General features: G+C 68.0%; 26 protein-coding genes and 1 pseudogene. 13 read left to right on the forward strand and 14 right to left on the reverse strand.

Annotation, left to right across the window (positions count from 1 at the left end):
* Positions 1-41: 41 nt before the first annotated feature.
* Positions 42-977, forward strand: coding sequence for a protein kinase family protein (locus tag AC3ERS_RS24990; protein WP_431970518.1), 936 nt, complete (start codon positions 42-44; stop codon positions 975-977).
* A 35-nt stretch (positions 978-1,012) separates the two neighbouring features.
* Here the strand turns inward: AC3ERS_RS24990 and AC3ERS_RS24995 are convergent, their stop codons facing one another.
* Positions 1,013-1,600 carry a molybdopterin-binding protein gene (locus AC3ERS_RS24995; RefSeq protein ID WP_431970627.1) on the reverse strand — a complete coding sequence of 196 codons (588 nt, stop codon included), beginning with the start codon at positions 1,598-1,600 and terminating at the stop codon, positions 1,013-1,015.
* On the opposite strand from AC3ERS_RS24995, the pseudogene AC3ERS_RS25000 reads away from it, so the two are divergent.
* From AC3ERS_RS25000 to AC3ERS_RS25015, 4 genes and pseudogenes are all read left to right on the forward strand, one after another.
* Positions 1,565-2,660, forward strand: a pseudogene (locus tag AC3ERS_RS25000) (molybdopterin-dependent oxidoreductase); the annotation flags it as partial. The gene AC3ERS_RS24995 and the pseudogene AC3ERS_RS25000 sit on opposite strands and share 36 nt — an antisense overlap.
* A 128-nt stretch (positions 2,661-2,788) precedes the next feature.
* Positions 2,789-2,917, forward strand: coding sequence for a hypothetical protein (locus AC3ERS_RS25005; RefSeq protein ID WP_431970519.1), 129 nt, complete (start codon positions 2,789-2,791; stop codon positions 2,915-2,917).
* Between the two features lie 60 nt (positions 2,918-2,977).
* Complete coding sequence (locus AC3ERS_RS25010; RefSeq protein ID WP_431970520.1) at positions 2,978-3,187, forward strand: TOBE domain-containing protein; 210 nt, start codon at positions 2,978-2,980, stop codon at positions 3,185-3,187.
* A gap of 76 nt (positions 3,188-3,263) precedes the next feature.
* Positions 3,264-3,680 (forward strand): pyridoxamine 5'-phosphate oxidase family protein, encoded by a 417-nt coding sequence (locus AC3ERS_RS25015; RefSeq protein WP_431970521.1) that lies wholly within the window; start codon positions 3,264-3,266, stop codon positions 3,678-3,680.
* 74 nt (positions 3,681-3,754) lie between these two features.
* On the opposite strand, the gene AC3ERS_RS25020 is transcribed toward AC3ERS_RS25015, so the two are convergent.
* A complete protein-coding gene (locus AC3ERS_RS25020) occupies positions 3,755-4,759 on the reverse strand; it encodes an AraC family transcriptional regulator (RefSeq protein ID WP_431970628.1) in 1,005 nt (334 codons plus the stop codon).
* Between the two features lie 251 nt (positions 4,760-5,010).
* Between AC3ERS_RS25020 and AC3ERS_RS25025 the strand changes: the two genes are divergently transcribed.
* The 5 genes from AC3ERS_RS25025 to AC3ERS_RS25045 all read left to right on the forward strand — a co-directional run bounded on the left by AC3ERS_RS25025 (position 5,011) and on the right by AC3ERS_RS25045 (position 10,053).
* Positions 5,011-5,985, forward strand: a complete 975-nt coding sequence (locus AC3ERS_RS25025) for a quinone oxidoreductase family protein (protein ID WP_431970522.1) — start codon at positions 5,011-5,013, stop codon at positions 5,983-5,985.
* Between the two features lie 43 nt (positions 5,986-6,028).
* Positions 6,029-6,922, forward strand: a complete 894-nt coding sequence (locus tag AC3ERS_RS25030) for a TauD/TfdA dioxygenase family protein (RefSeq protein ID WP_431970523.1) — start codon at positions 6,029-6,031, stop codon at positions 6,920-6,922.
* Positions 6,923-7,080: 158 nt separating this feature from the next.
* The gene (locus AC3ERS_RS25035; RefSeq protein ID WP_431970629.1) at positions 7,081-7,929 is read left to right on the forward strand and encodes a 3-hydroxybutyryl-CoA dehydrogenase; all 849 of its coding nucleotides are present in this window, start codon (positions 7,081-7,083) and stop codon (positions 7,927-7,929) included.
* 291 nt (positions 7,930-8,220) lie between these two features.
* Entirely contained in the window at positions 8,221-9,018 is a 798-nt protein-coding gene (locus tag AC3ERS_RS25040; protein WP_431970524.1) for a class II aldolase/adducin family protein, read from the forward strand.
* Between the two features lie 111 nt (positions 9,019-9,129).
* Positions 9,130-10,053, forward strand: coding sequence for an alpha/beta fold hydrolase (locus AC3ERS_RS25045; protein WP_431970630.1), 924 nt, complete (start codon positions 9,130-9,132; stop codon positions 10,051-10,053).
* Between the two features lie 90 nt (positions 10,054-10,143).
* On the opposite strand, the gene AC3ERS_RS25050 is transcribed toward AC3ERS_RS25045, so the two are convergent.
* The 3 genes from AC3ERS_RS25050 to AC3ERS_RS25060 all read right to left on the reverse strand — a co-directional run bounded on the left by AC3ERS_RS25050 (position 10,144) and on the right by AC3ERS_RS25060 (position 12,307).
* Positions 10,144-10,653: a thioesterase family protein gene (locus tag AC3ERS_RS25050; RefSeq protein ID WP_431970525.1), complete on the reverse strand. Its 510-nt coding sequence runs from the start codon at positions 10,651-10,653 to the stop codon at positions 10,144-10,146.
* Between the two features lie 11 nt (positions 10,654-10,664).
* Entirely contained in the window at positions 10,665-11,558 is an 894-nt protein-coding gene (locus AC3ERS_RS25055) for an SCO6745 family protein (RefSeq protein WP_431970526.1), read from the reverse strand.
* A gap of 140 nt (positions 11,559-11,698) precedes the next feature.
* Entirely contained in the window at positions 11,699-12,307 is a 609-nt protein-coding gene (locus tag AC3ERS_RS25060; protein ID WP_431970527.1) for a TetR/AcrR family transcriptional regulator, read from the reverse strand.
* A gap of 250 nt (positions 12,308-12,557) precedes the next feature.
* Here AC3ERS_RS25060 and AC3ERS_RS25065 point away from each other — a divergent pair, with 250 nt between their 5' ends.
* Both AC3ERS_RS25065 and AC3ERS_RS25070 read left to right on the forward strand, forming a co-directional pair.
* Complete coding sequence (locus AC3ERS_RS25065) at positions 12,558-13,211, forward strand: HAD family hydrolase (RefSeq protein WP_431970528.1); 654 nt, start codon at positions 12,558-12,560, stop codon at positions 13,209-13,211.
* Positions 13,212-13,276: 65 nt separating this feature from the next.
* Positions 13,277-14,092, forward strand: a complete 816-nt coding sequence (locus tag AC3ERS_RS25070) for an enoyl-CoA hydratase-related protein (RefSeq protein ID WP_431970529.1) — start codon at positions 13,277-13,279, stop codon at positions 14,090-14,092.
* Positions 14,093-14,258: 166 nt separating this feature from the next.
* Here the strand turns inward: AC3ERS_RS25070 and AC3ERS_RS25075 are convergent, their stop codons facing one another.
* The 9 genes from AC3ERS_RS25075 to AC3ERS_RS25115 form a co-directional block, all read right to left on the reverse strand.
* Positions 14,259-15,260 carry an NADP-dependent oxidoreductase gene (locus tag AC3ERS_RS25075; RefSeq protein WP_431970530.1) on the reverse strand — a complete coding sequence of 334 codons (1,002 nt, stop codon included), beginning with the start codon at positions 15,258-15,260 and terminating at the stop codon, positions 14,259-14,261.
* Positions 15,261-15,357: 97 nt separating this feature from the next.
* Positions 15,358-15,681, reverse strand: coding sequence for a putative quinol monooxygenase (locus AC3ERS_RS25080; RefSeq protein WP_431970531.1), 324 nt, complete (start codon positions 15,679-15,681; stop codon positions 15,358-15,360).
* Between the two features lie 44 nt (positions 15,682-15,725).
* Positions 15,726-16,949: an acyl-CoA dehydrogenase family protein gene (locus AC3ERS_RS25085; RefSeq protein WP_431970532.1), complete on the reverse strand. Its 1,224-nt coding sequence runs from the start codon at positions 16,947-16,949 to the stop codon at positions 15,726-15,728.
* Positions 16,950-17,108: 159 nt separating this feature from the next.
* The gene (locus AC3ERS_RS25090; RefSeq protein WP_431970533.1) at positions 17,109-18,125 is read right to left on the reverse strand and encodes an NADP-dependent oxidoreductase; all 1,017 of its coding nucleotides are present in this window, start codon (positions 18,123-18,125) and stop codon (positions 17,109-17,111) included.
* A gap of 118 nt (positions 18,126-18,243) precedes the next feature.
* Complete coding sequence (locus AC3ERS_RS25095) at positions 18,244-19,281, reverse strand: phosphotransferase family protein (protein ID WP_431970534.1); 1,038 nt, start codon at positions 19,279-19,281, stop codon at positions 18,244-18,246.
* Positions 19,281-19,733, reverse strand: a complete 453-nt coding sequence (locus tag AC3ERS_RS25100; protein ID WP_431970535.1) for a MaoC family dehydratase — start codon at positions 19,731-19,733, stop codon at positions 19,281-19,283. Before AC3ERS_RS25100 ends, AC3ERS_RS25095 begins: the two co-directional genes overlap by 1 nt.
* Before the next feature lie 19 nt (positions 19,734-19,752).
* Entirely contained in the window at positions 19,753-20,514 is a 762-nt protein-coding gene (gene fabG, locus AC3ERS_RS25105) for a 3-oxoacyl-ACP reductase FabG (RefSeq protein WP_431970536.1), read from the reverse strand.
* A gap of 31 nt (positions 20,515-20,545) precedes the next feature.
* The gene (locus AC3ERS_RS25110) at positions 20,546-21,529 is read right to left on the reverse strand and encodes an NADPH:quinone oxidoreductase family protein (RefSeq protein WP_431970631.1); all 984 of its coding nucleotides are present in this window, start codon (positions 21,527-21,529) and stop codon (positions 20,546-20,548) included.
* Between the two features lie 10 nt (positions 21,530-21,539).
* A complete protein-coding gene (locus AC3ERS_RS25115) occupies positions 21,540-22,292 on the reverse strand; it encodes an SDR family oxidoreductase (protein ID WP_431970537.1) in 753 nt (250 codons plus the stop codon).
* 408 nt (positions 22,293-22,700) lie between these two features.
* Here AC3ERS_RS25115 and AC3ERS_RS25120 point away from each other — a divergent pair, with 408 nt between their 5' ends.
* Complete coding sequence (locus AC3ERS_RS25120) at positions 22,701-23,462, forward strand: crotonase/enoyl-CoA hydratase family protein (RefSeq protein ID WP_431970538.1); 762 nt, start codon at positions 22,701-22,703, stop codon at positions 23,460-23,462.

A 23,462-nucleotide genomic window follows, 5' to 3' on the forward strand; every position in this document is an offset into this window, starting at 1 on the left:
AAGAATTGGAACCGGCAAGGCGCCCGCACCACGATGGTCGCATGGACGGCAACGACAACAGCGCGAACCGGATCCGATGGAACGAGCTTCCCGACGTCGTGCGCGCCGAGATCGAGCACCGTTCGGGCGCGCGAGTGCGTGCGGCCACCACGCAACCGGGCGGATTCAGCCACGGCTTGGCCGCCCGGCTCGAATTGAGCGACGGCCGAGACGTTTTCGTCAAGGCGATCGACTCCGACGACAGTCTCGCCGCGATGTACCGGACCGAGCTCGAAACCGCCGCCCGTCTGCCGTCGACGGCTCCCGCGCCGGCGCTGCGATTCAGCCTCGACACCCCCGGTTGGCTCGTCGCGATCTTCGACTACGTACCCGGTCACCATCCCCGGCTCGATCGACCAGCCGAGCTGGCGGCGGTACTGTCCACGATCGAGCAGCTGGCGGCAACTCTCACACCCAGCCCGTTGCCCGATCTGCCGACAATCGCCCAGGATTACGGGCCGCAACTACAGGGCTGGCGGAGATTCGCCGAACACCAGCCACCCGCCGACCTGGACGACTGGTCGCGGCGCAACCTCGACAAGCTCGCCGAGCTGGAATCGACCTGGACCGACCACGCCGCAGGCGAAACACTGCTGCACACCGACCTGCGCCCGGACAACATGCTGCTCCGACCCGACGGCGCCATCGCGGTCCTCGACTGGGCATGGCCCTGCCGCGGAGCCGCGTGGATCGACCTAGTCGCACTCAGCCCGGCCATCGCCGCGCACGGAATCGATACCGATCGGCTCCTCGCCACCCATCCGGTGACCAGTGACATCGATCCTGTCGCGGTCTCGGCATTCCTCTGCGCCTTGGCCGGCTACTGGGCCGCGAAAAGCCGTGAGCCCGCGCCACCACGATCACCCAGCCTCCGCCGGTACCAAGCCCGCTCGGCCAGGGTCACCACTGACTGGCTCGGTCGGCGACTCCGTTGGTGAAAAACCCACGCGAACAATGGTTCCTGCGGTGTGATTCAGTGCGGGAGCGGCAGGATCTCGACCAGAGAACCCCGGCCTACCCCGGGTGGCAACAGCGCCAGTGCGTGCGCGCCGAGCAGATCGGCCAGATGCGGAGTGCTCACCGCACCGTTGGTCCGCCAGACGCCGCCGTCGACCTGCCAGGCGGGCACGACCCGGGTCAGTTCACGGTCCGGCGCCGCCGCGTCGAGGATCCACCCTCGCAGCGGGGGTGACGGGCGGCGGCCCGTGAGAGCGCGCACCACCGATCTGCCGGTCACCAGCGTGGCCGCGATGGCCGCCAAGGGATTTCCGGGCAGCGCCAGCAGGACCCGCCCGTCGGCGAGGCGGGCGACGATCTGCGAGCCACCGGGCCGCATGCGCACGCCGTCGATCAGGATGTGCGCCCCGATCTCGTCGAGCACGTCGCGTAGCCGATCGGCCGTGCCCCGGCCCGTGGCGCCGACGCTGATGACGAACTCCGCGTCGGTGTCGAGTTCGAACCAGGATCGCAGCAGCGCGCGGTCATCGGGCAGCCGCCACAGCTTGCGGCAACCGATATCACAGCCGCCGACCTGTACCTCCAGATCGCGCCCGGCACCGATCTCGCACTACTGAACGGGCTGCTGCATCTGCTCGTCGAGAACGGCCACACCGACACGGAGTTCATCGCCGAGTTCACCGAGGGCTGGGAGGTGATGCCGGAGTTCTTGCGCGACTACCCGCCCGCCACGGTCGCCGAGATCACCGGGCTGGCCGCCGACGACATCCGGCGGGCCGCCGAACTGATCGGCGCCGCCGACAACTGGATGAGTTGCTGGACAATGGGACTCAACCAGTCCACGCACGGCACCTGGAACACCAACACTGATCAATCTGCATGTGGCGACGGGTGCGATCTGCCGCACAGGGAGTGGCCCGTTCTCGCTGACCGGGCAACCGAACGCGATGGGCGGGCGGGAAATGGGCTACATGGGCCCCGGCCTGCCCGGCCAGCGGTCGGTGCTGGTCGACGCCGACCGCGAGTTCGTCGAACGGCTCTGGGACCTGCCGCAGGGCACACTGCGCACCGACGTCGGCACCGGCACCGTCGACATGTTCGCCAGGATGGCGGCCGGTGAGATCAAAGCCTGCTGGATCATCTGCACCAATCCCGTTGCCACCGTGGCGAATCGGAAGACCGTACTGGCGGGACTCGAAGCCGCGGAACTGGTCGTCACCCAGGACGTCTTCGTCGACACCGAGACCAACGCCTACGCCGATATCACGCTGCCCGCCACCCTCTGGGTCGAGGGCGAAGGGGTGATGATCAACTCCGAGCGCAACCTCACCCTCGTGCGGAAGGCGCTGCCCGCACCCGGCGAAGCCATCCCCGATTGGCAGATCATCGCGCGCATCGCCTGTGCGATGGGATACTCCGATGCCTTCGGCTACACGCATGCCGAGGAGATCCTCGACGAGATCAAGCGGGCCTGGAATCCGAAGACCGGCTACGACCTACGCGGGGTCAGCTACCAGCGGCTGCGCGAAGGCCCGCTGCAATGGCCGATCGCCCCGGATGGGCCCGCGCGCAACCCGATCCGCTACCACAACGACGGCATCAGCCAGGAAGTACGCGCGCACCCGGACGGGTCGACGCCACGGCTGTGGTTCCCCACCGCCTCGACCTCGCATTCTCCCGCGACCTGCGCACCAAGGTCTACGTCCAGGACCGGATGCGCGAACACGGCGCCCACCTCTGGAGATGGCTCGACGACGGGGCGCATTTCTACATCTGCGGCGACGCCACCCGCATGGCCAAGGACGTCGACACCGCGCTGCGCGAGATCGTCGCGCACCACGGCCACATGACGGCCGAGGATGCCGACGCCTACGTCAAGCGACTCACCGACGACAAACGCTACGTGCGCGATGTCTACTGAACTCGCCGACCGGCGCGGCGATACCGAACGGCCGCGACGGCGGCGCGTATCGTCGCGCCCATGCGCCTGAGCACCCGCAACCAACTCGACGGAACCGTGGTCTCGGTCACCCGCGGTGAAGCGATGGCCGTCGTTCGCGTCCGCCTCACGGGAGGCGACGAGATCACCTCGTCGATCACTCGCGCCGCCGCCGACGACCTCGGCCTCGCCGAGGGCTCGGTGGTCAAGGTTCTGATCAAGGCGACCGAGGTCACTCTCGGTATCGAGTAACCTCATCTACGGTGAATACAGGCCAACAATCACTCATTCACGGCGATACTTCCGCAAATTCCCCTAATCTGGGGGAATGAGCGCGCCGCATCTTCCGTCCGAGTTGGTCGATCTGATCGGTCGGTACGAGCTCGCCTTCCTGGTCAGCATCGGCGACTGGGGACCGCACACCACGCCGCAGCATCCCGTCCTGGACAGCGACCGGTTCCATATCGCCGCGCCCGGCCCGGTGACCTGCCGAAACATCATCGCCAACCCGGCCGTCACCCTGCTGTGGCCGCCCCACACGCCGGGTGGGCACGTGCTCATCGTCGACGGTCACGCCGCGCTGCGGGATTACACCCTCGAGATCGTCCCGACCCAGGCGGTTCTCCACCACACGGGCACGGCCGACTCGATGTCGCGGAAGTGCGCCGACTGCCGCCGGTACAACCTCGCTCCCCCGTACATGCCGAGTCGAACCGATCAACTCCCTCGCACCAGTCGGGGCTGACTTCGGTTGCGCCCCCGGCGATCCGCCGCTCTAGGTGCTCGCCTGGGACGACATGCCCTGTGGCAGAACGATTTCTACTGCCCCTCAGCAGCCGCACGCCATTGCGTGGGACTGCACCCATAGCGTTGGCGGAACCAGCGGGAGAAGTTGCCGGGCGAGGAGAAGGCGAGCAGTTCGGCGACCTCGGTCAGCGAGTGACGGCGACTGGCGACCATATGCTGGGCGAGCTCGGCACGAGTGGCATCCACCAGCGAGGTGAAGGTTTCGCCTTCGGCGGCGAGATGGCGGTGGATGGTGCGCCGGTCGACGCCGAGGCTCCTGGCGATCTGGTCGGCCGAGCAGCGGCCTGCCGGGAGGAGCAGTTCGATGAGTTCGCGAACCCGATCCACCGTTGTCGCGGCCGGAGTGCTCGGGGCCGAGTCGAACTGCTGCTGGGCGTAGAGCCGGAGCTGGGGGTCCGACATCGCGTTCGGCGCGTCGAGATCGGTTGTGTAGGTGATGATTCCGTGGAAATCCTGATCGAAGGCGACGTGTGGCCCGAACAGCCGGTGGTGGGTGCCGCTGTCGCGCGGCGCGGCGTGGGCGAAGCGGACTTCCCTTGGCTGCCACTCGGTTCCGAGGAACCCCCGCAGGAGTCCGTGCAGCACGCCGATCGCCAGTTCGGTCGATTGCCTGGCCTCTCCCGGCTCGCCGAGGTCGAGGACAAGGCGAATGGTGGCGATGCCGTTGCGCTCGGTGAGACGCGTGTGGATGGCCTCGTTGTACAGGTGCTCGTGCCGGGACATGATGCGCAGCGCGCTACGGGCATCGGGTTCATCGCGGATGACCAGGCTCAGCGGCCCGAGGTTGGCGAAGCGGCGACGTTCGGCCAGGCGCAGCCCGAAGTCCTCGCGCCCCGAGGCGCGCGCGGAGCGTTCGAGCAGGTCAGCGATGGCGGCGGCCGGAACCCAGCGATCCTGCATGCTCACGCCCGCCGGATCGAGACCGGCTTCCCTGATCAACCCGACCGGGTCGATGCCGAGCGACCGGCCGAGCTCCACATAACTGTGCAGCGCGGCGTAGCGAGCCAGCGGCTTCAACACGACCTCCTGATGTCCCGGAATGAACATGAACTCGTCCCCTAAGGATAAGCACTTCCGGCTCGCCCGCCCTACTGTGGATGACATACCCCGACGGTGACCAGCGGAAAAGGATACGACCTTCCGCAGCTCCGCCGCCGATAGTCACGACCCGCGCACGCCGGGTGTGGATGGCGGATTCCGGACACCGTTCGTCGGAGACAAGAGACCCGCCGCGCCATCGCGGTGCGGCATCGAGGAGGAGATCCACTGTGGCACAAGCTGTTCGCTTCTACGAGACCGGCGGACCCGAGGTGCTGCGCTGGGAGGATGTCGAAGTGGGCGAGCCCGGCGTCGGCGAAGTACGCATCCGGCACGAAGCCGTCGGACTGAATTTCGCCGACACCTACTTCCGCAGCGGGCTCTACCCGTCGCCGCTGCCCGCGGGCATGGGTGTCGAGGCCGCGGGTGTGATCGAAGCCGTCGGCCCCGGCGTGCGCGATTTCCGGCCCGGCGACCGTGCCACTTACACCGGTAGCCCGCTGGGCGCGTACAGCACCGAGCGGGTGATGCCCGCCGAGCATCTGATCGGATTGCCGGACAGGATCGGTTTCGATGTGGCCGCCTCGATGACGATGCGCGGCCTGACGACGGCCTATCTGCTGCGCCGCATTCATCCACTGCACGCCGGGGACACCGTGCTGCTGCACGCCGCCGCGGGCGGCGTGGGACTGATCTTCACGCAGTGGGCGAAGCTGTTGGGGCTCACCGTGATCGGAACGGTGTCGAGTCCGGAGAAGGCCGAGATCGCCCGCGCGTACGGCTGCGATCACGTGCTGATCCACACCCGCGAGGACGTCCCGGCCAGAGTCCGCGAGATCACCGACGGCGCCGGTGTGCCCGTCGTGTACGACAGCATCGGCAAGGCCACGTTCGCGTCGTCGCTGGATTCGCTGTCGCGCCGAGGGCTGCTGGTGTGCTTCGGCACGGCCTCGGGGCCGGTGCCGCCCATCGATGCCATGCAGTTGGCGGTCAAGGGGTCACTGTTCGTCACCCGGCCCGCCCTCGCGGATTACATCGCCGATCCCGCCGAGCGCGCCGAACTGGCCGACGAACTGTTCTCCCACGTCGCCGCGGGACGAATCCGCATCGAAGTCAACCAGCGCTACGAGCTTCCCGACGCCGCGCACGCCCACCGCGACCTGGAATCCGGCCGGAGCATCGGCTCCTCGGTGTTCACGCTCTGACGCACAACCGTAGCCACGACTCGACCCAGAGGAGAAGATTCTCATGACAAGCATTGCCCCCCAGAGGAATTCGACAGTCCGCAGGTCGATCGGGGCGCGGCCCCTGACCTGCACGATCGGCGCCGAACTGTACGACGTCGACCTCGCGCAGGCGGCTCGCGACGACGCCCTGTTCGCCGAACTGCGCGCCCTGCTCCTCGAGTACAAAGTGCTGTTCGTCCGCGACCAGGACATCAGCCGCGCCGAGCACGTCGCTCTCGCACGCCGCTTCGGTCCGCTGGAGGACCACCCCGTGGCGGGCAGCGACCCGGACCATCCGGGGCTGGTCCGCATCTACAAGGACCTCGACAGCCCGCCCGAGCACTTCGAGAACGCCTACCACTGCGATGCGACCTGGCGGCAGCACCCGCCCATGGGGTGCGTCCTGCGCTGCGTGGAGACACCGCCGGTCGGCGGGGACACCATCTGGGTGAACATGGCCGAGGCGCACCGGCGGCTGCCCGACCGGGTCAAGGAGCGCATTCGCGGCCTGCGGGCCCGGCACAGCATCGAAGCCAGCTTCGGCGCGGCCATGCCGATCGACGAGCGGCACGACCTCGCACGACGGTTCCCCGACGCCGAACACCCCGTGGTGCGCACCCACCCCGAGACCGGTGAGCAGATCCTGTTCGTCAACTCCTTCACCACGCACCTGGTCAACTACCACACCCCGGAGAACGTGCGCTTCGGCGCCGACTACGCCCCGGGGGCCGCCGAGTTGCTGCACTACCTGATGCGACAGGCGAGCATCCCCGAGTACCAGGTGCGCTGGAGGTGGACGAAGAACAGCTTCGCCATCTGGGACAACCGGTCCACCCAGCACTACGCGGTCCAGGACTACTGGCCCGCGGTCCGGAAGATGGAGCGCGCCGGGATCGTCGGCGACGCGACCTTCTGAGCACGCCTCGGCCGAGTGCACCCGGCGTGTGACGCGCCCCACTCCGGCCGTCGCGACCTCCTCCTACCGTCAGAGGGGGCAGACGAAGGAAAGTACGCTACCGGGGAGTTGTGGATGGTCCCGTTAGCGATGACGGATTCGAGTTTGGAGAGATGACAGTGGAGCTGGTCGGAGTGATCGGTGGCGGCACCATGGGCGCCGGCATCGCGGAAGTATGCGCCAAGGCCGGGAGCTCGGTGCTCGTGCTCGAGACCAAGCAGGAGTACGCGGATGCCGCGCAGCAGCGCATCGCCGCGTCGATCTCTCGCGGCGTCGCGCGGGGCAAGATCACCCAGGAGGAGGCGGACGCGGCGATCGCCCGCGTGCGCGTCACCCTCGACATCGACGAGTTCGCGGACCGCGACCTGGTCATCGAGGCCGCCCCGGAGATCGAGTCGCTGAAGTACGAGATCTTCGGCAAGCTCGACAAGATCGTCAAGCCGTCCGGCATCCTGGCCACCAACACGTCCTCGATCCCGGTGATCAAGGTCGCGGGCGCCACCCAGCGCCCCGAGCGGGTCGTCGGCGTGCACTTCTTCAACCCGGTCCCCGTGATGCCGCTGGTCGAGATCATCTCCACCCTCGTGACCGCGCCGGAGACGGCCGCCGCCGTCACCGACTACGCGAAGAACACCCTCGGCAAGACCACCGTGCAGGCGGGCGACCGGTCGGGCTTCATCGTCAACGCGCTGCTCATCCCCTACCTGTGCCAGGCGGTGCGGATGCTGGAGTCGGGGTACGCCACCGCCGAGGACATCGACGCGGCCATGAAGGGCGGCTGCGGCTACCCCATGGGCCCGCTGACCCTGCTCGACACCGTCGGCCTCGACATCGCCCTGGCCGCCGCGGAGTCGCTGTACGCGGAGTTCGCCGAGCCGCACTACGCCCCGCCCGCGCTGCTGCGCCGGATGGTCGACGCGGGCCGCCTCGGCCGCAAGACCGGCCGCGGTTTCTACAACTACAGCTGACACGTAGTCGCGTCCGTCCTCACGCTGGAAGACGGGGACACGGGCGACATCACACGAGATCGGGCAGGACCGACACACCGCATCGGCCCTGCCCGACCCGTTTCCAGGGGTGGGCCCGCCCGGATTCCCCGCCGACGGCCTTTCGGATAAACATGAATCTGACGTCACATTCGCCTATGCTGAGCGCTGCGCGCCACTGAGCCGCCCGGCGGCCTCGCGCGCACATCCACGGCGCACCGGCACGCCATCGCACCGGTCGACGCCCACCCGCGCGACCCTCAGGAGGCCTCCGTGAACGCCCCGCACATCGCAGCCATCGGTCCGCAGTCCGAAGGCGCGGCCTTGCCGACGCCGCCGACGTTCGATTCGATCGAGGCCGAACGCCAGTACCGCAAAGAACAGCTCGCCGCGGGATTCCGCCTCTTCGGCAGATTCGGTTTCGCCGAAGGGGTCGCGGGACACATCACCGTCCGCGACCCCGAGAACCCGGACTACTTCTGGGTCAATCCATTCGGCATGAGCTTCAGCCATATCAAGGCCTCGGACCTAGTGCTGGTGGATCACCGAGGCGCAGTGCTACATGGCGACCGGCCCGTCAACAGGGCGGCTTTCGTGATCCATTCGCACGTCCATGCCGCCCGTCCCGATGTGGTGGCGGCGGCGCACTCGCATTCCGTACACGGCAAGGCGTTCTCCAGCCTGGGCATCCCGCTCGATCCGATCACCCAGGACGCGTGCGCGTTCTTCGAGGACCACGCTGTCTACAGCGACTACCGCGGCGTCGTCAACGAAGCCGAGGAGGGACGCAGGATCGCCGGCGCGCTGGGTTCCTGCAAGGCCGTCATCTTGCAGAACCACGGCCTGCTCACGGTCGGGCACTCCGTGGCCGAGGCCGTGTGGTGGTTCATCACGATGGAACGCTCCTGCCAGGCTCAGCTCCTGGCGATGGCCGCGGGACGTCCCAAGCTGATCGACCGGGAGACGGCTCTGATCACGCGAGAACAGGTCGGCACCCACCGTGCGGGCTGGTTCCAGGCCCAGCCGCTGTGGGATCAGATCACCGCTTCCGACCCCGACCTGTTCGTCTGAGGCGTGGCGGGCAGCCACCGCCGCACGACCCGTCGAGCTAGTTGAATTCGACGTCAAAATTGAATACCGTCGATGAGCGACACAGCATCCGAACACGAGGTGGACCCCGGGATGGAAACACGCAATCTGCTGGATGAGTGGCTGCGACTCGGCAGCCGCCAGGTCGCGACGAATGGGATCGAGTTGCGGGTCGTCGACCACGGCGAGGGGCCCGCGGTCGTCTTCTGCCACGGCTTCCCCGAGCTCGGATTTTCCTGGCGCCATCAGGTTTTCGCGTTCGCCGAGGCAGGCTTCCGTACGCTGACCCCGGATATGCGCGGGTACGGCGGCAGCGCCCGCCCGGACCGGATCGAGGACTACGACGTCACCGCCCTGTGCGCCGATCTGGTCGGCCTGCTCGACGACGCGGGTCTCGACGACGCGATCTTCGTCGGCCACGACTGGGGCGCGTCGGTGGTCTGGCAATTCGCCCTTCGGTATCCGAGCCGGGTGCGGGCGGTCGCGGGCCTGAGCGTTCCGGTCACTCCGCGCTCCTCGGCGCCGCCGATGACGATCCTGCGGTCCCGGCTCGGCGACGACTTCTACATGTGCTGGTTCCAGGAGCCGGGCGTAGCCGACGCCGCGCTGGCGGCGGACGTGCGACGCACCCTGCTCATGGACGACGTCATCAGCGCCCGTGCTCTGGTCGGCGCGGAGCCCGCGGTCCCGGACTGGACGAGCGAAGCCGAACTGGGCTACTACGTCGAGACTTTCACCGCCACCGGCTTCACCGGCGGGCTCAACTACTACCGCAACCTGGACCGGAACTGGGAGCTCACCGCGGACCTGGCCGACGCGAAGATCGACCGGCCCGCGCTGTTCATCGCCGGGTCGGAGGACCCGGTCATCCGGTTCACCCCGACCGCCAAGATGACCTCCGTGCTGTCCGACCTGCGCGGGTCGATCATCCTGGAGGGTGCGGGGCACTGGATCCAACAGGAACGCGCGGCCGAAGTGAACGCCGCTCTGATCGACTTCGCCCGCAGCCTCGGCTGAATCGAAGAGAGCGGGACCGCAACAGCTTTCAGCGCGCGGCCCGATCGGGCGGCGGCGTCGCGAAGCCGCTACGCCGCCGCCCGGAGCCGCTCAGTCCCGCGCCCGGACCGTCGTCGGGCGCAATTCGAGCACGCCGTTCTCGGGACCGAAACCGAGCGACCGAGCGCGCGCGATCGATGCGTCCAAGGCCCCGGCGACGGTGTCCTCGAACTCCGCAGGGCGACGAGACACCCGATCGACGTTCATGCTCAGAAATTCGAACGAGCTCGCGACCTCGCCGACGCTGCGATTGACCAAGTACGAGATGCCGCGCATGACCTTGTCGGTGCGCCCCAGATCGCACACGTGCACCGAGACCTCGTGTCCCACCAGCACTTCCCGGTAATAGGCGACGTGCTGCTCCATCGCGAACAGACCGAACCTGCCCGACCCGGCGTAACCGAGCGCACGGTGTTGCTGCCACATCGCCTCGCCGTGCAGCCCGAAGTAGTGCGTCACGTTCATGTGCCGGTTGCCGTCCTCGAACTCCGGCGGGATCTCCCTGACCACGGCCGGGGGAATCGCGAGTACCTGGGTGATCTCCGGTCGCACCGCCGCCACATTCGCCCGCCTCACCGAGATCCGGCCTGGATCTGCCGGTAGCGCTCCGACAGCGCAGGCGGAAATCCCAGGCCGCCTTCGATGACCCGGATCGCCAACGACGAGGTCAGCGCACGCAGCCGTGCGCACCCCTCTTCGCCGATCGCCTCGTACGGATAGACCGCCAGCTCGTCGGTCTTCTCCTCGATCGCCCCGCGCCGGGCTGCGCCGTGCTCATTCAGTGCGAGATCCCCGTCCGCCAACCATCCCCGACCACGGAGCCGGTCCACGCCGGAAGCCCAGTCCTCCTCGCTCCAGGCTCGGCTCACGCGCAGCACCTCTGCCGCGATCTCGCCGGTCGCACTGTGCGTGATCAACGCTTCGACACCGTCGAGCCCCTCCGTCGCGAGCAGGGCCACGTGGGCGTCGCCTCGGTACTCCCGCAGCAAGGTCTGGGCATGCCAGAGCACCAGGTGCGGCTCGTCGGGCCAGGGCAGCGCCGCGTGGGCCGCGAACAGCGCACGCCCCTGGGGCCGCTCGCAGGCGCGTTCGGCGGCTCGCCGGGCCAGATCGGCGGCCTCGCGCACGTCGGCGCCGGTGACGTCATCGCCCCACGCCTGTCGCAGCGATCGGTCCGCGGCGACCGACCTGGCGCGCAGAATCGCCGCGGGAGTGGCGATTTCCCACGCGGCCGGGAGGACGGCGTGCACCGCGGCCGGATTGAAGTTGAAGAACGCGGCCACGGTGACATCGGCCGCCACCGGACCGAAGGCAGCGGACCTGGATGCGAAGTACATCATCCGCGGATTCGTGATGCCCAGGTCGCGATACGCGTCGGCGCCGTGCGGGGTGAAGTAGATCATTCCGTGGATGGGCTCGAGGGCGCGGAAGGTCAGACGAGCACTGTGCGGGGAGACCGTTGTCAAGAGACTGCTCCGATATCTCGTTGTACTGAAAACTCGACTTCGACAATTACCCGAATCCGATGTCAAGTTCAAGAGATGGAGTGGAGGCAGTCGCACCGAGTCGGTGGCTTCACGGGCGCAGCCCGCGAATCCGCGGCAGGTCAGGTGTCCCGTTTCCGCGCGCCGACGATGCGCAGGCCGAGGTCGACGTAGTAGTCGCCGATCTCCTCGGGTGACCACGGACCGTCGTCCCGGTACCACCGCGCGAGGTCGATGCCGAGCGAAAGCAGCGCGATCGCCGCCATGCGCGGATTCGGGTTGTCGAAGACGCCCGCCGCGACGCCGCGCTCGATCAGGCTGCGCACCTCGCGGTCGATGAGCCGCCGGATCGCCGTGATCTCCCGCTGATGTTCCGGACTCAGCGCGGCGAGCTCGTAGTTGATGACCCTGGCCACGGTGTGCGCGCGGGCATGATGGATCGAGAATTCCCGCATCACCGCGATCAACTGGCCCACCGGGTCGTCCGCGGAGGCGACGGCCCCCCGGATTCTGCCCAGGGTGTCCTGGTGACCCGCACGCGAGACCTGGTAGAGCAACTCCTCCTTGGAACGGTGATGAACGTAGATCGCCGCGGCGCTGAGGCCGGCGATCGAGGTGATGTCGCGGGTCGTCGAGCCGTGGAAGCCACGCTCGGCGAACGCGGCGACAGCGGCTTCCAACAGCCGTGCTCGCGTCTCGTCCGCGCGCGAGCGGTCTTCTGATCCGGTCACCGGCACAGTCTCGCATCCATCCGTCCGAAACCTGCGGACCGGTATGGCCCGCCGGGTCACACCGCCGAGCAAAACGCCCGCTCACGGTCGGCAATCGGGATTGAACATGAACTCAGATTCAACTACGCTCGATTCCGGAAACGAAACTGGACACTCGCACCAAGCGCTCGGCCGCGCCGCCGCCAGCCGCACGCACTCGACACCATGACGCCCCGTCCGGTCCGGCGGCACCGAGCGGAAAGGGAATCCCATGACCAGTCCGACACTCGCAACCACCGAGCACCCCGTCCGGGCGACCGCTGTGCTGTTCGACTTCGGGGGTGTGCTGACGTCCAGCGTCTTCGACGCGTTCCAGGCCTTCGGCGAGTCGCTCGGCTGCGACCCACGCTTACCGCTGCGCCTGTTCAGGGACGACGCGGAGGCGCGGGAACTGCTGGTCGCGCACGAGGAAGGGCGCATGCGCGAGCGAGAGTTCGAACAGGGCTTCGCCGTGCGGCTGCGGGCACACGGCGTCGAGGTGGACGGCACCGGGCTCGTGCGCCGTATTCAGTCCGGAATGCGCGCCGACCACGCCATGATCGAGCTGGTGGCCGAAGTCAGGGATGCCGGGTTCCGCGTGGGGCTGCTGTCGAATTCACTGGGCGACGACTGCTACGCCGGATTCGATCTCGCTTCGATGTTCGACGCCGTCACCATCTCCGGCGAGATCGGAGTGCGCAAGCCCTCCCGGCGCGCGTACGACATCGCCTGCGCCCGTTTGGATGTCGATCCCGAAGCGACCGTGATGGTGGACGACCTGCCGCAGAATATCGTCGCGGCCGAGCGCGCCGGACTCGCGGGCGTCCTGCACCGCGACGCGGCGGACACCACTCAGCGGCTCTGGGCCGCTCTCGGCCGATCGTGAGCCCGGTGATCCACCGACCTCCACCCGGAAGCACCTGTCAGCGAGCACGACGAAGGGACACGGCGATGAGCACGACCGCCCAGGCATCCACCGACACCGTTCTGGCCGAGAAACGCGGCCCGGTACTGATATTGACGCTCAACCGGCCGGACCGGCTCAACGCCTGGAACGACACGCTCGAGCGCCGCTACTTCGAATTGCTGGACGGTGCGGAGAACGACCCTGAGGTCCGAGCCATCGTCGTCACCGGGGCGGGGCGGGGCTTCTGCGCCGGAGCGGACATGGACGATCTGGCCGCAGCGAGTTCGGCGACGGATCTCACCGCCCCGGAACGGCAGCGCCCCCGCGAGTTCCCGCTCTCGGTACGCAAACCGTTGATCGCGGCGATCAACGGCGCGGTCGCCGGACTCGGACTGGTCGAGGCACTCTATTGCGACCTGCGATTCAGCACCCCCGACGCGAAGTTCACGACGGCATTCGTTCGCCGCGGCTTGATCGCGGAGTACGGGATCGCCTGGCTGCTCCCCCGCGTGATCGGCCGCAGCCGTGCGCTGGATCTGCTGCTGTCCGGCCGAGTGATTCGCGGTGACGAGGCCCATGCGATGGGGCTCGTCGACCGCCTCTGTCCGCAGGAGACGCTGCTGCAATCCGCGGTCGACTACGCGACCGACCTGGCGAACTTCTGCTCCCCCGCCTCGATGAGCATCGTCAAGAGCCAGGTCCATCGCGCCATGGATTCCGACTTCGCGGCCGCGGTAGCCCTGGCCGACGATCTGATGCTCGCGGCGTTCGCCCATCCGGACGCGACCGAAGGCGTCACGAGCTACCTCGACCGCAGACCGCCTGCCTTCGCCCCCCTCGGACCCGCCTCGGTCGACTGAATTCTCGGGAACCGGCTCTGCGCCATCGACCAGCGACGCAGAGCTGGATCCACGTCGGTGCCCCGGCCACGACCTGAACTGGACGATCCGCTAGGCAAAGTGAACGCCCCGGCGGCCGCCGGAAAGGGCCCCGCGCGGTGTCGCGCGGGGCCCTGACGCCTCGAATTCAGAGCGCTAGCACGAGCTTTCCGACGTTCGCTCCGGCGAACAGCATGTTGAGCGTCTCACCGAACCGTCCGACGCCGCCCTCGACGACGTGCTCGCGGCTCTTGAGCGTCCCGTCGGCCAGCCATTGCGAGATCTCCGCGACGGCCTCACCGTAGCGGTCGGCGTAGTCCATGACGACGAATCCGGTCATGGACGCGCGGAAGACCAACAGCGACATGTAACGCGACGGCCCGGGCGGCAGCTTGTCGTCGTTGTAGGCCGAGATCGCCCCGCACAGCACAACCCGGGCGCCGAAGCGGAGATTGGCGAGCGCGGCGTCGAGGATGTCGCCGCCCACATTGTCGAAGTAGACGTCGATCCCCTTGGGGGCCACTTCGCGCAACCGCCGCAGGACGTCCTCGTTCCGATAGTCGACGGCCGCGTCGAAACCGAGCTCCTCGGTGAGCCACCGGCACTTCTCCGCTCCACCGGCGATGCCGATGACGGTGGCGCCCTTGGCTTTCGCGATCTGCCCCACCACGCTGCCGACGGCTCCGGCCGCGGCCGACACGACGACGGTCTCCCCCGCGCGCAGCTTCCCGACCTCGAGCAGGCCGAAATAGGCTGTCATGCCCGGCATTCCGAGCGTGCCGAGCCAGGTGGGCCCCGATGCCACGCCCGCGTCGACCTTCTGGACGCCCTTCCCGTCGCTGATCGCGAACTCGGTCACCCCGAAGGTTCCGCTGACGGTGTCGCCGGCGGAGAAGTCCGGGTGCGTCGACTCGACGACCGTCGCGATGTCCAGCGATCGCATCACCTCGCCGATCCCGACCGGCGGCAGGTACGAGCGCACGTCGTTGAGCCATCCGCGCATCGCGGGATCGAGGGAGATGAAGTCGATCTTGACCAGAATCTGTCCCGCGGCGAGCTCGGGAAGCTCCTCGGTCGTCACGTTCCAGGTGTCGGCGTCGGGCAGTCCCGACGGGCGCCGCGCGAGGCGCACCTGCTGAGTTTTCGTCATGAGATCTCTTCTCGTTCGTGACGTCGTGCCGCGAGCCATCTCGCGGCACGACGTCCAACGCCGTCGAGCCGACTCGCCCGACCGGCGAGTTCTGATATCAGAGCGCTCCCAGTTCGGGATCGCCCGCGGGCAACGCGTCGAAGACCAGCACCTCGGCCGGACCGGTGAGCGCGTCGCTCAATGCCGCACCGACCTCACGCAGTGCGGCGCCCTGGCCGTGGGTGCGCAGCGCTTCCTTCGATTCCCATTTCTCGATCATCACGAAACGGCCGGGTTCACCGATCCGTCGATGCAGGGCGTACAGCAGACAGCCAGGCTCGGCGTGGACGGCGGGCGCGGCCGCCCGCAACGTCTTCTCCACCAGCTCTTCCTGGCCCGGCTTCGCGATCATGGTCGCCACCACCACGCAGGGTTCGGCCATCGGTTCCTCCTCTTGGAGTGGGTTGTGTCGGTTCTTCCGTTCGGTTACTTTCGCTTGCCCCACGAGGGGTCGCGGCGGCGCAGCTCCATCTGGGCGATCGTGCGCTTGTGCACCTCGTCCGGCCCGTCGGCCAGACGCAACGTCCGCAGGTGCGCGTACATGCTCGCCAAGGGGAAGTCCTCGGAGACGCCGCCGCCGCCGTGGACCTGAATGGCGCGGTCGACCACTTTCAGCGCGACCTCAGGCGCGGCCACCTTGATCGCGGCGATCTCGACGCGCGCATTGCGGTTGCCGACGGTGTCCATCAGATAGGCGGCCTTGAGGGTCAGCAATCGCGCCATCTCGATCTCGATGCGGGACTCGGCGATCCAATCCTGGATGTTGGCGCGGTCGGCCACCGGCGCGCCGAACGTCGTCCGCGACTGCGCCCGATCGATCATCAGGTCCAGCGCCCGTTCGGCCATGCCGATCGCGCGCATGCAATGGTGGATCCGTCCCGGCCCGAGCCGGGCCTGGCTGATCATGAACCCGTCGCCCTCACCGGCCAGCAGCGCGGTGCGCGGCACGCGGACGTTCTCGAACACCACCTCCGCGTGCCCCTCCCGGTCCTGGTACCCGAAGACCGGCAGGTTGCGCAGGACCGTCACGCCCGGGGTGTCGATCGGGACGACCATCATGCTCTGCTGACGGTGCACGGGCCCGTCCGGATCCGTCTTGCCCATGACGATGAGGACCTTGCAGTTCTTGTGCAAGGCGTTGGAGGTCCACCACTTCCGGCCGTTGAGCACGTACTCGTCGCCGTCGGGCCGCATGCGTAGCTCGATATTGGTGGCATCCGAGCTGGCGACCGCGGGCTCGGTCATCGCGAACGCCGAGGCGATCTCGCCGTCCAGCAGCGGCCGCAGCCACGTCTCCTTGTGCTCGGGCGTGCCGAACAGCGTCAGGACTTCCATGTTCCCGGTGTCCGGCGCGTTGCAGTTGGTCGCCTCCGGCGCCAGGTGTGCGCTGCGGCCCATGATCTCGGCGAGCGGCGCGTATTCCAGGTTGGTCAGGCCCGGCCCCCACTCCGGGTGCGGGTGGAACAGATTCCACAGACCGCGCTTGCGCGCTTCGGTCTTGAGTTCTTCGAGAATCGGCGGATGGAAGTGCGGATCACCCGACTCCGTCATCTGCGCGTGATAGATCGACTCCGCGGGATAGACGTGCTCGTCCATGAAGGTGAGCAAGTCCTCCTGGTATCGGCGCGCTCGCTCCGAGAACTCGAACATGGCAACTCCTCGTGGTGACTGTTGGGTTCCTTCGCACCGTACTTGAATTCGACATCGGATTCAACTTTGGGCCGCGCGACGAGACGCGGCACAGACACGAACGGTGCCGTGACAGGGCATGTCACGGCACCGTTCGATGGTGGGATCGCCGGCTCGGGCTCAATCGCCGACCTGGATGAGCGCCTTGCCGAAATTGCGGCCTGCCAGCATGGCCCGGAACGCCTCGGGTGCGTTCTCGAGCCCTTCCACGACGTCTTCCCGGTATCGGACCGAGCCGTCGCGGATCCACCCCGACATGTCGCGGAGGAAGTCCGCTTGCCGGGTGGGGATGAACTCGTCCTGGATGAAGCCGCGCACCGTCAGGCTCAGTGTCAGGATCTGCCGCATGAATCCGGGCAATCGGTCGGGGCCCGCGGGCAGTTCCGTGGCGTTGTACTGCGCCACCAGGCCGCACACCGGCATCCGGGCGAAGCGATTGAGCAGCGGGACGACGGCCTCGGCCACCTGTCCCCCGACGTTCTCGAAATACACGTCGATGCCGTCCGGCACCGCCTCGGCCAGTCGCTCCGCGAAATCGGGCGCACGGTGGTCGACCGCCGCGTCGAATCCGAATTCGTCGAGCAGGGCGCGGCACTTCTCGGGTCCGCCCGCGATACCGACGGCGCGCGCGCCTTTGATTCGGGCGATCTGCCCGACGGCCGAGCCGACCGGACCGGTGGCCGCCGCGACCACGACGGTCTCACCGGGCTGCGGGCGGCCGATTTCGAGCAGGCCCCCGTACGCGGTGAACCCGGGCATGCCGAGAACGCCGAGCGCGGTCGAGACCGGCGCGGACTCCGGGTCCAATTTCCGTACGTGACGAGCGCCGGCGACCGCATGGCTCTGCCAGCCCGAGTACGACAGCACCACGTCCCCCGGCACGAGCGAATCCGCTCGGGACTCGACCACCTTGCAGACGGTGGCGCCGACCATCACCTCGCCCAATTCCACGGGCGCGGCGTAGGACTTGGCCGCACTCATCCTGCCCCGCATGTACGGATCCAGCGACAGGTAGAGCACACGAAGCAGCACCTGACCGTCTTCGAGTTCCGGCAGGTCGACCGTCGCGACAGCGAAGTCGCTGTCTTTGGGCTCGCCTTCGGGCCGGGCGGCGAGCCGGATCTGTGTCGATTCCATGGATTCAGTCCTCTCCCAGCCGTAGATCGATGAGCTCGGTGAGCACCGACCGGTTGCTCACCGGGACTGCCGAGGCCGACGCGCACGCGCCGACGCAGGTCGTCGAGAACCGTGCCGGTCATCGAGTGTTCTCCGCGAGGGCGTCGATACCGGTGCGCAGCAGGGGTTCGACCCCGGATCCCACGGTCTCGAAGCCGGAACCCACGGTTTGCCCGTGGAGATGACGGTAGTGGATGCCCTCGAGGATCGCCGCGAGTTTGAAGGCGGCCAGCCCCAGATAGAAACCGAAGTGCGCGAGGTCGCGGCCGCTGCGTTCGGCGTACCGGTCGAGCAGTTCGGTCTCGGTGAGAAACCCCGGTGCGAGGGCCACGTCGCTCACACCGGTGACGCCGATATCGCCGAGGCGCTGGTACAGCAGCAGGAGCGCCACATCGGTGAGCGGATCACCCAGGGTGGCCATCTCCCAATCGATGATGGCGACCACCCGGTCCCCGGAGTCCACCAGGATGTTGTCGAGCCGGTAGTCGCCGTGCACGATTCCGTCCGGAGACTGCGGGGGTTGGTGGGCCGCCAGCTTTCCGTACAGCTCGTCCGCGCTCGGCAGTTCCCGGGAGTAGGAGGCGTCCATTTGCTTCTTCCAGCGGTGCACCTGCCGCGCGAGGAATCCGCTCGGGCGTCCGAAATCCGCGAGTCCAGCCTTCGCCGGATCGACGGTGTGGAGATCGGCCAGCGCGTCGACCATTCCGGCCGAGATGGTTCGCGTCCGTTCCGCGCCGACCGCCGTCAGCTCGGCCGCCGTGCGGTACGGCGTCCCGATCACCCGCTCCATCAGATAGAAGGGGGCGCCGAGGACCTCGGGATCCTCGCAGAGCGCGTAGGTGATGGGAACGGGTACGCCGGTGTCGGCCAGCGCGGTCATGACCCGGTATTCCCTGGACATGTCGTGCGCGGTCGCCAGCACGTGACCGAGCGGCGGCCGCCGCACGATCCATGCCGATTTGCCGTCGCTGATCTCGTAGGTCAGATTGGATCTCCCACCGGCGATCAAGCGACCGGTGAGCGGCCCGGTGAGCAGGCCCGGCTCGACATCGTCCAGCCATGCCGTCAGGCGATCCATGTCCAAGCCGGGCAGATCCTTGCCGTGACCATCGCTCATCAAGGCACCAGCACCGAGACGGTCTCGGCGACACACGCGGGCTTGGCGGCGCCTTCGATGTCGACGGTGACGCGGCTGACAGCCTGGAATCCCAGGGTGGCCTGCGTGAGCGAGAGCAACTCGACGCCCGCGCGCAGCCGGGATCCCACCGGCACCGGGGCCGGGAACCTGACCTTGTTGGCGCCGTAATTGACGCCCATCGACAAGCCGTCCACGCGATAGATCCGCTGGGTCAGCATCGGAATCAGTGAGAGCGTGAGGAATCCGTGGGCGATGGTCGTCCCGAACGGTCCCGTCGCCGCCTTCACCGGATCCACGTGAATCCACTGGTGATCACCCGTCGCCTCGGCGAAAAGGTTGATCTGCTCCTGGGTCACGGTGTGCCAGTCGCTGTATCCGAGGTGAGTTCCGATGGCCTTCTCCAGCTCGGCCAAGCCCTGGAATACCTTCATCGGTCGATGTCCTTCCGTCCTAGTCCCGAGGTCCGCCGGCCACGTAAATGACCTGGCCGGACACGAATCCCGCGCCCTCGCTCACCAGGAACGACACGGTGTGCGCGATGTCATCGGGCGTTCCCGCGCGAGCGACGGGGATCTGTGCAATCACCACCTTCTTGAATTCCTCGAAGGACACGCCCATTCGTTCGGCCGTGGCCGCGGTCATGTCCGTCTCGATGAATCCTGGCGCAACGGCGTTGGCGGTGACGCCGAACTTGCCGAGTTCGAGTGCGAGCGTCTTGCTGAAGCCCTGGATACCGGCCTTGGCCGCGGCGTAGTTGGCCTGGCCGCGGTTGCCGAGCGCCGACGTGCTGGAGAGGCTGACGATGCGCCCCCAGCCCTGGTCGATCATGTAGCGCTGCACCGCGCGGGTGCACAGGAACGCGCCGCGCAGGTGCACGCCCATGACGGCGTCCCAATCGTCGACGGTCATCTTGAACAGCAGGTTGTCGCGAAGGATGCCCGCATTGTTGACGAGCACCGTCGGGGGACCGAGTTCGGCGACGACGCGGTCCACGGCCGCCGTCACCGCGGCTTCGTCGGCCACGTCCGCGCCGATGGCCAGTGCGCGGCCGCCCGCGGCTTCGATCTCGTCGGCCACGGGCTTGGCCGCAGCCTCGTCCAGATCGAGCACGGCTACGGCCATGCCGTCCGCGGCGAGCCGTCGTGCGACGCCCGCGCCGATGCCGCGCGCCGCGCCGGTGACGACCGCGATCCGCGGCGTCTGGTTGCTCATGGTGTTCTCCTCTGTGGTGTGTGTTCGGCGGTTACGGCGCGTAGACCACTCGACCGACGGTCTTGCCGTCGGCGAGGCGTTGCACGCCCTCGGCGATGCCGTCCAACGTCAGCCGTTCGCTGACCAGTGGCCTGATCGCGCCCTCCGCGGCGAGCCGGGTCAGCGTGCGATGGCATTCGGCGACCGCGGCCGGTTCGTAGGCGTTGTACAGACCCCAGTGCAGGCCGACGACCGAATAGTTCTTGACCAGCGCGTGATTCAGTGCGGCCGTTTGGATTTCCCCGCCGGCGAAGCCAACGACCAGAATCCGGCCTTCGAAGGCGATGCATTTCGTCGATCGCGCGTAGACATCGCCGCCGACCGGGTCGTAGACGACGTCGGCGCCCCGATTGTTCGTCACCTTCTTGACGACCTCGACGAAATCCTCCGTCCGGCGATCGATCACCACATCGGCGCCGAGCTTCGCGGCATATGCCGCCTTCTCGGGACCGCCGACGACTCCGATCACCTTGGCGCCCGCGGCCTTTCCGAGCTGGATGGCGGCACTGCCGACGCCACCGGCCGCGGCGTGCACGAGCAGGGTCTCCCCGGCCTTCAGACCGGCGCGGCGATGCAATCCGAACCATCCGGTCTGGTATCCGATGTACAGCGCGGCCGCCTCGGCGTCGTCGAGCGCGGGCGGCGCGGGGAACGTCTGCGCGGCGTCCATCAGGGCGAATTCCGCGAATCCGCCGTGCGGCAGGGCGGTTCCGCCGATCACGCGATCGCCGAGCGCGATCCCGGCGACGTCGGACCCCACGGCCACCACCAAGCCGCACACCTCCACGCCCGGCGTGAACGGCAGCGGCGGGCGCACCTGGTACAGGCCGCGACACATCAGCACGTCAGGGAAGTTCGCCGCGGCGCCGGTGACGCGGACAAGGACCTGACGTGGACCGGGCTCGGGGCGCTCCACGGTGTCGAGCCGCAGCACCGTGCCCGGCTCGCCGAGTTCGTGGACGCGCCACGCCTTCATCGCCGTCACGTCAGACACCGCCGGTGAGGGTGACGCCGCCGTCGACGACGAGCAGCTGTCCGGTGAGCCACGCGGCGTCCTCGGAGAGCAGGAAGGCGACGACGCTGCCGATGTCCTCGGGCACGCCGAGCCGCTTGAGCGGGTAGGCCGCGGCGACCTCGTCCTCGCGGCCCTCGTACAGGGCGCTGGCGAACTTGGTCTTCACGACGGCCGGGGCGACGGCGTTGACCCGCAGGTTCGGGCCGAGTTCGACGGCGAGTTCCTGGGTGATGTGGGTCAGCATCGCCTTGCTGGAGCCGTAGAAACCGATGCCCGGCGCGGGCTTCAGCCCGGCGACCGAGGAGACGTTCACGATCGCGCCGCCGTGCTCCTTCATCCACGCCTGGTACGCCTGCTGGACCCACGAGAGCGCGGCCAGGCAGTTGACCTCGACGATCTTGCGGGCAGCCTCCAGCGGCAGCTCCACCATCGGGCCGAAGACCGGGTTGATTCCGGTGTTGTTGACGAGCAGGTCCGCGCTGCCGAAGGCTTCGATCGCCCGCTCGATGGTCTCGGCCTGGTGGGCGACGTCGTCGGAGCGCCCGGCGACGGCCAGCGCCCGATCCGGACCGCCCAGCGTCTCGACGGCCTCGTCGAGCGACTTCTCGTTGCGGGCGGTGATGACGACCTTCGCGCCCTCGTCGACCAGACGCTGGGCGATGCCGAGGCCGATGCCACGGCTGGCGCCGGTGACGATGGCGGTCTTTCCTTCGAACCTGTTCACGGGTCGGGTCGATCCTTTCGGTTGTTGCCTGCGGTCACGACAGTCGTTCGAGCACCATGGCCGTGCCCCCGGCCACCGCCGACGCACATCGTTTCCAGGCCGATCTGCTTGTCGTGGAATTGCAGTGAGGTGCCGAGCGTGCAGGAACTAACTAAGCGCTTACTTTCCTCCCGCCACCTTGCGGGACGGGTGCCGCCGCGTCAATACCGAGCACCCCGGAAATCGTCTGTGACTTGCCTCACGAAGAACTCGAAAGACCAGGTCATGCCATGGATACCGACACGATGTTGAACTCGAATTCAGATTTCGCTAGCGTCACGGCGACACGGCCGACCGCGCGGGCGCCGAGCATCACGCGGCCGAGCCGCACCCGCGGCGGCCACGAGAAGCCCCCGAGAGGAGTCCGCGGTGAGCGTCGTTCTGACCGAATTCGCCGACGGCATTGCCACCATCACGATCAACCGCCCCGAGGCGCGCAACGCGGTGAACCGCGCGGTCGCCCACGCGCTGGCGGACGCGATCGACGAATTCGAATCCCGGCCCGACCTCGCGGTCGGAATCCTCACCGGCGCCGGGGGCACGTTCAGCGCCGGAATGGACCTGAAGGCATTCGCCGACGGCGAGCATCCGGTCCTGCCCGAGCGCGGATTCGGCGGCCTCACCGAGCGACCGCCGACGAAACCGCTCATCGCCGCCGTGGAGGGCTGGGCCCTCGCGGGCGGCTTCGAGCTCGCGCTCGCGTGCGACCTCATCGTCGCCGCCACCGACGCGAAGTTCGGCCTGCCGGAAGTGAAACGCGGCCTGATCGCGGCGGGTGGCGGCGTCCTGCGGCTGCCGAAGACACTCCCCTACCAGCTGGCGATGGAGATCGCCCTGACCGGTGACACCCTCGGCGCGGTCCGCGCGCATCAGTTCGGTCTTGTCAACGCGATCACCGAACCCGGACAAGCCCTCCGGACGGCCGAGGCACTGGCCGCACGCATCGCCGAGAACGGACCCCTTGCCATTCGCGGAACGAAACAGGTTCTCTCCCAAGCCATTCGATACACCGATACGGACGCGTTCCACGCCCAGCTCGAGATCGTCCGCACCGTCAACACCTCGGCGGACGCGCTGGAAGGAGCACGCGCGTTCGCCGAGAAGCGCCCGCCCGTGTGGCGCGGCGCCTGA

It is taken from the genome of Nocardia sp. bgisy134 (assembly GCF_057708325.1).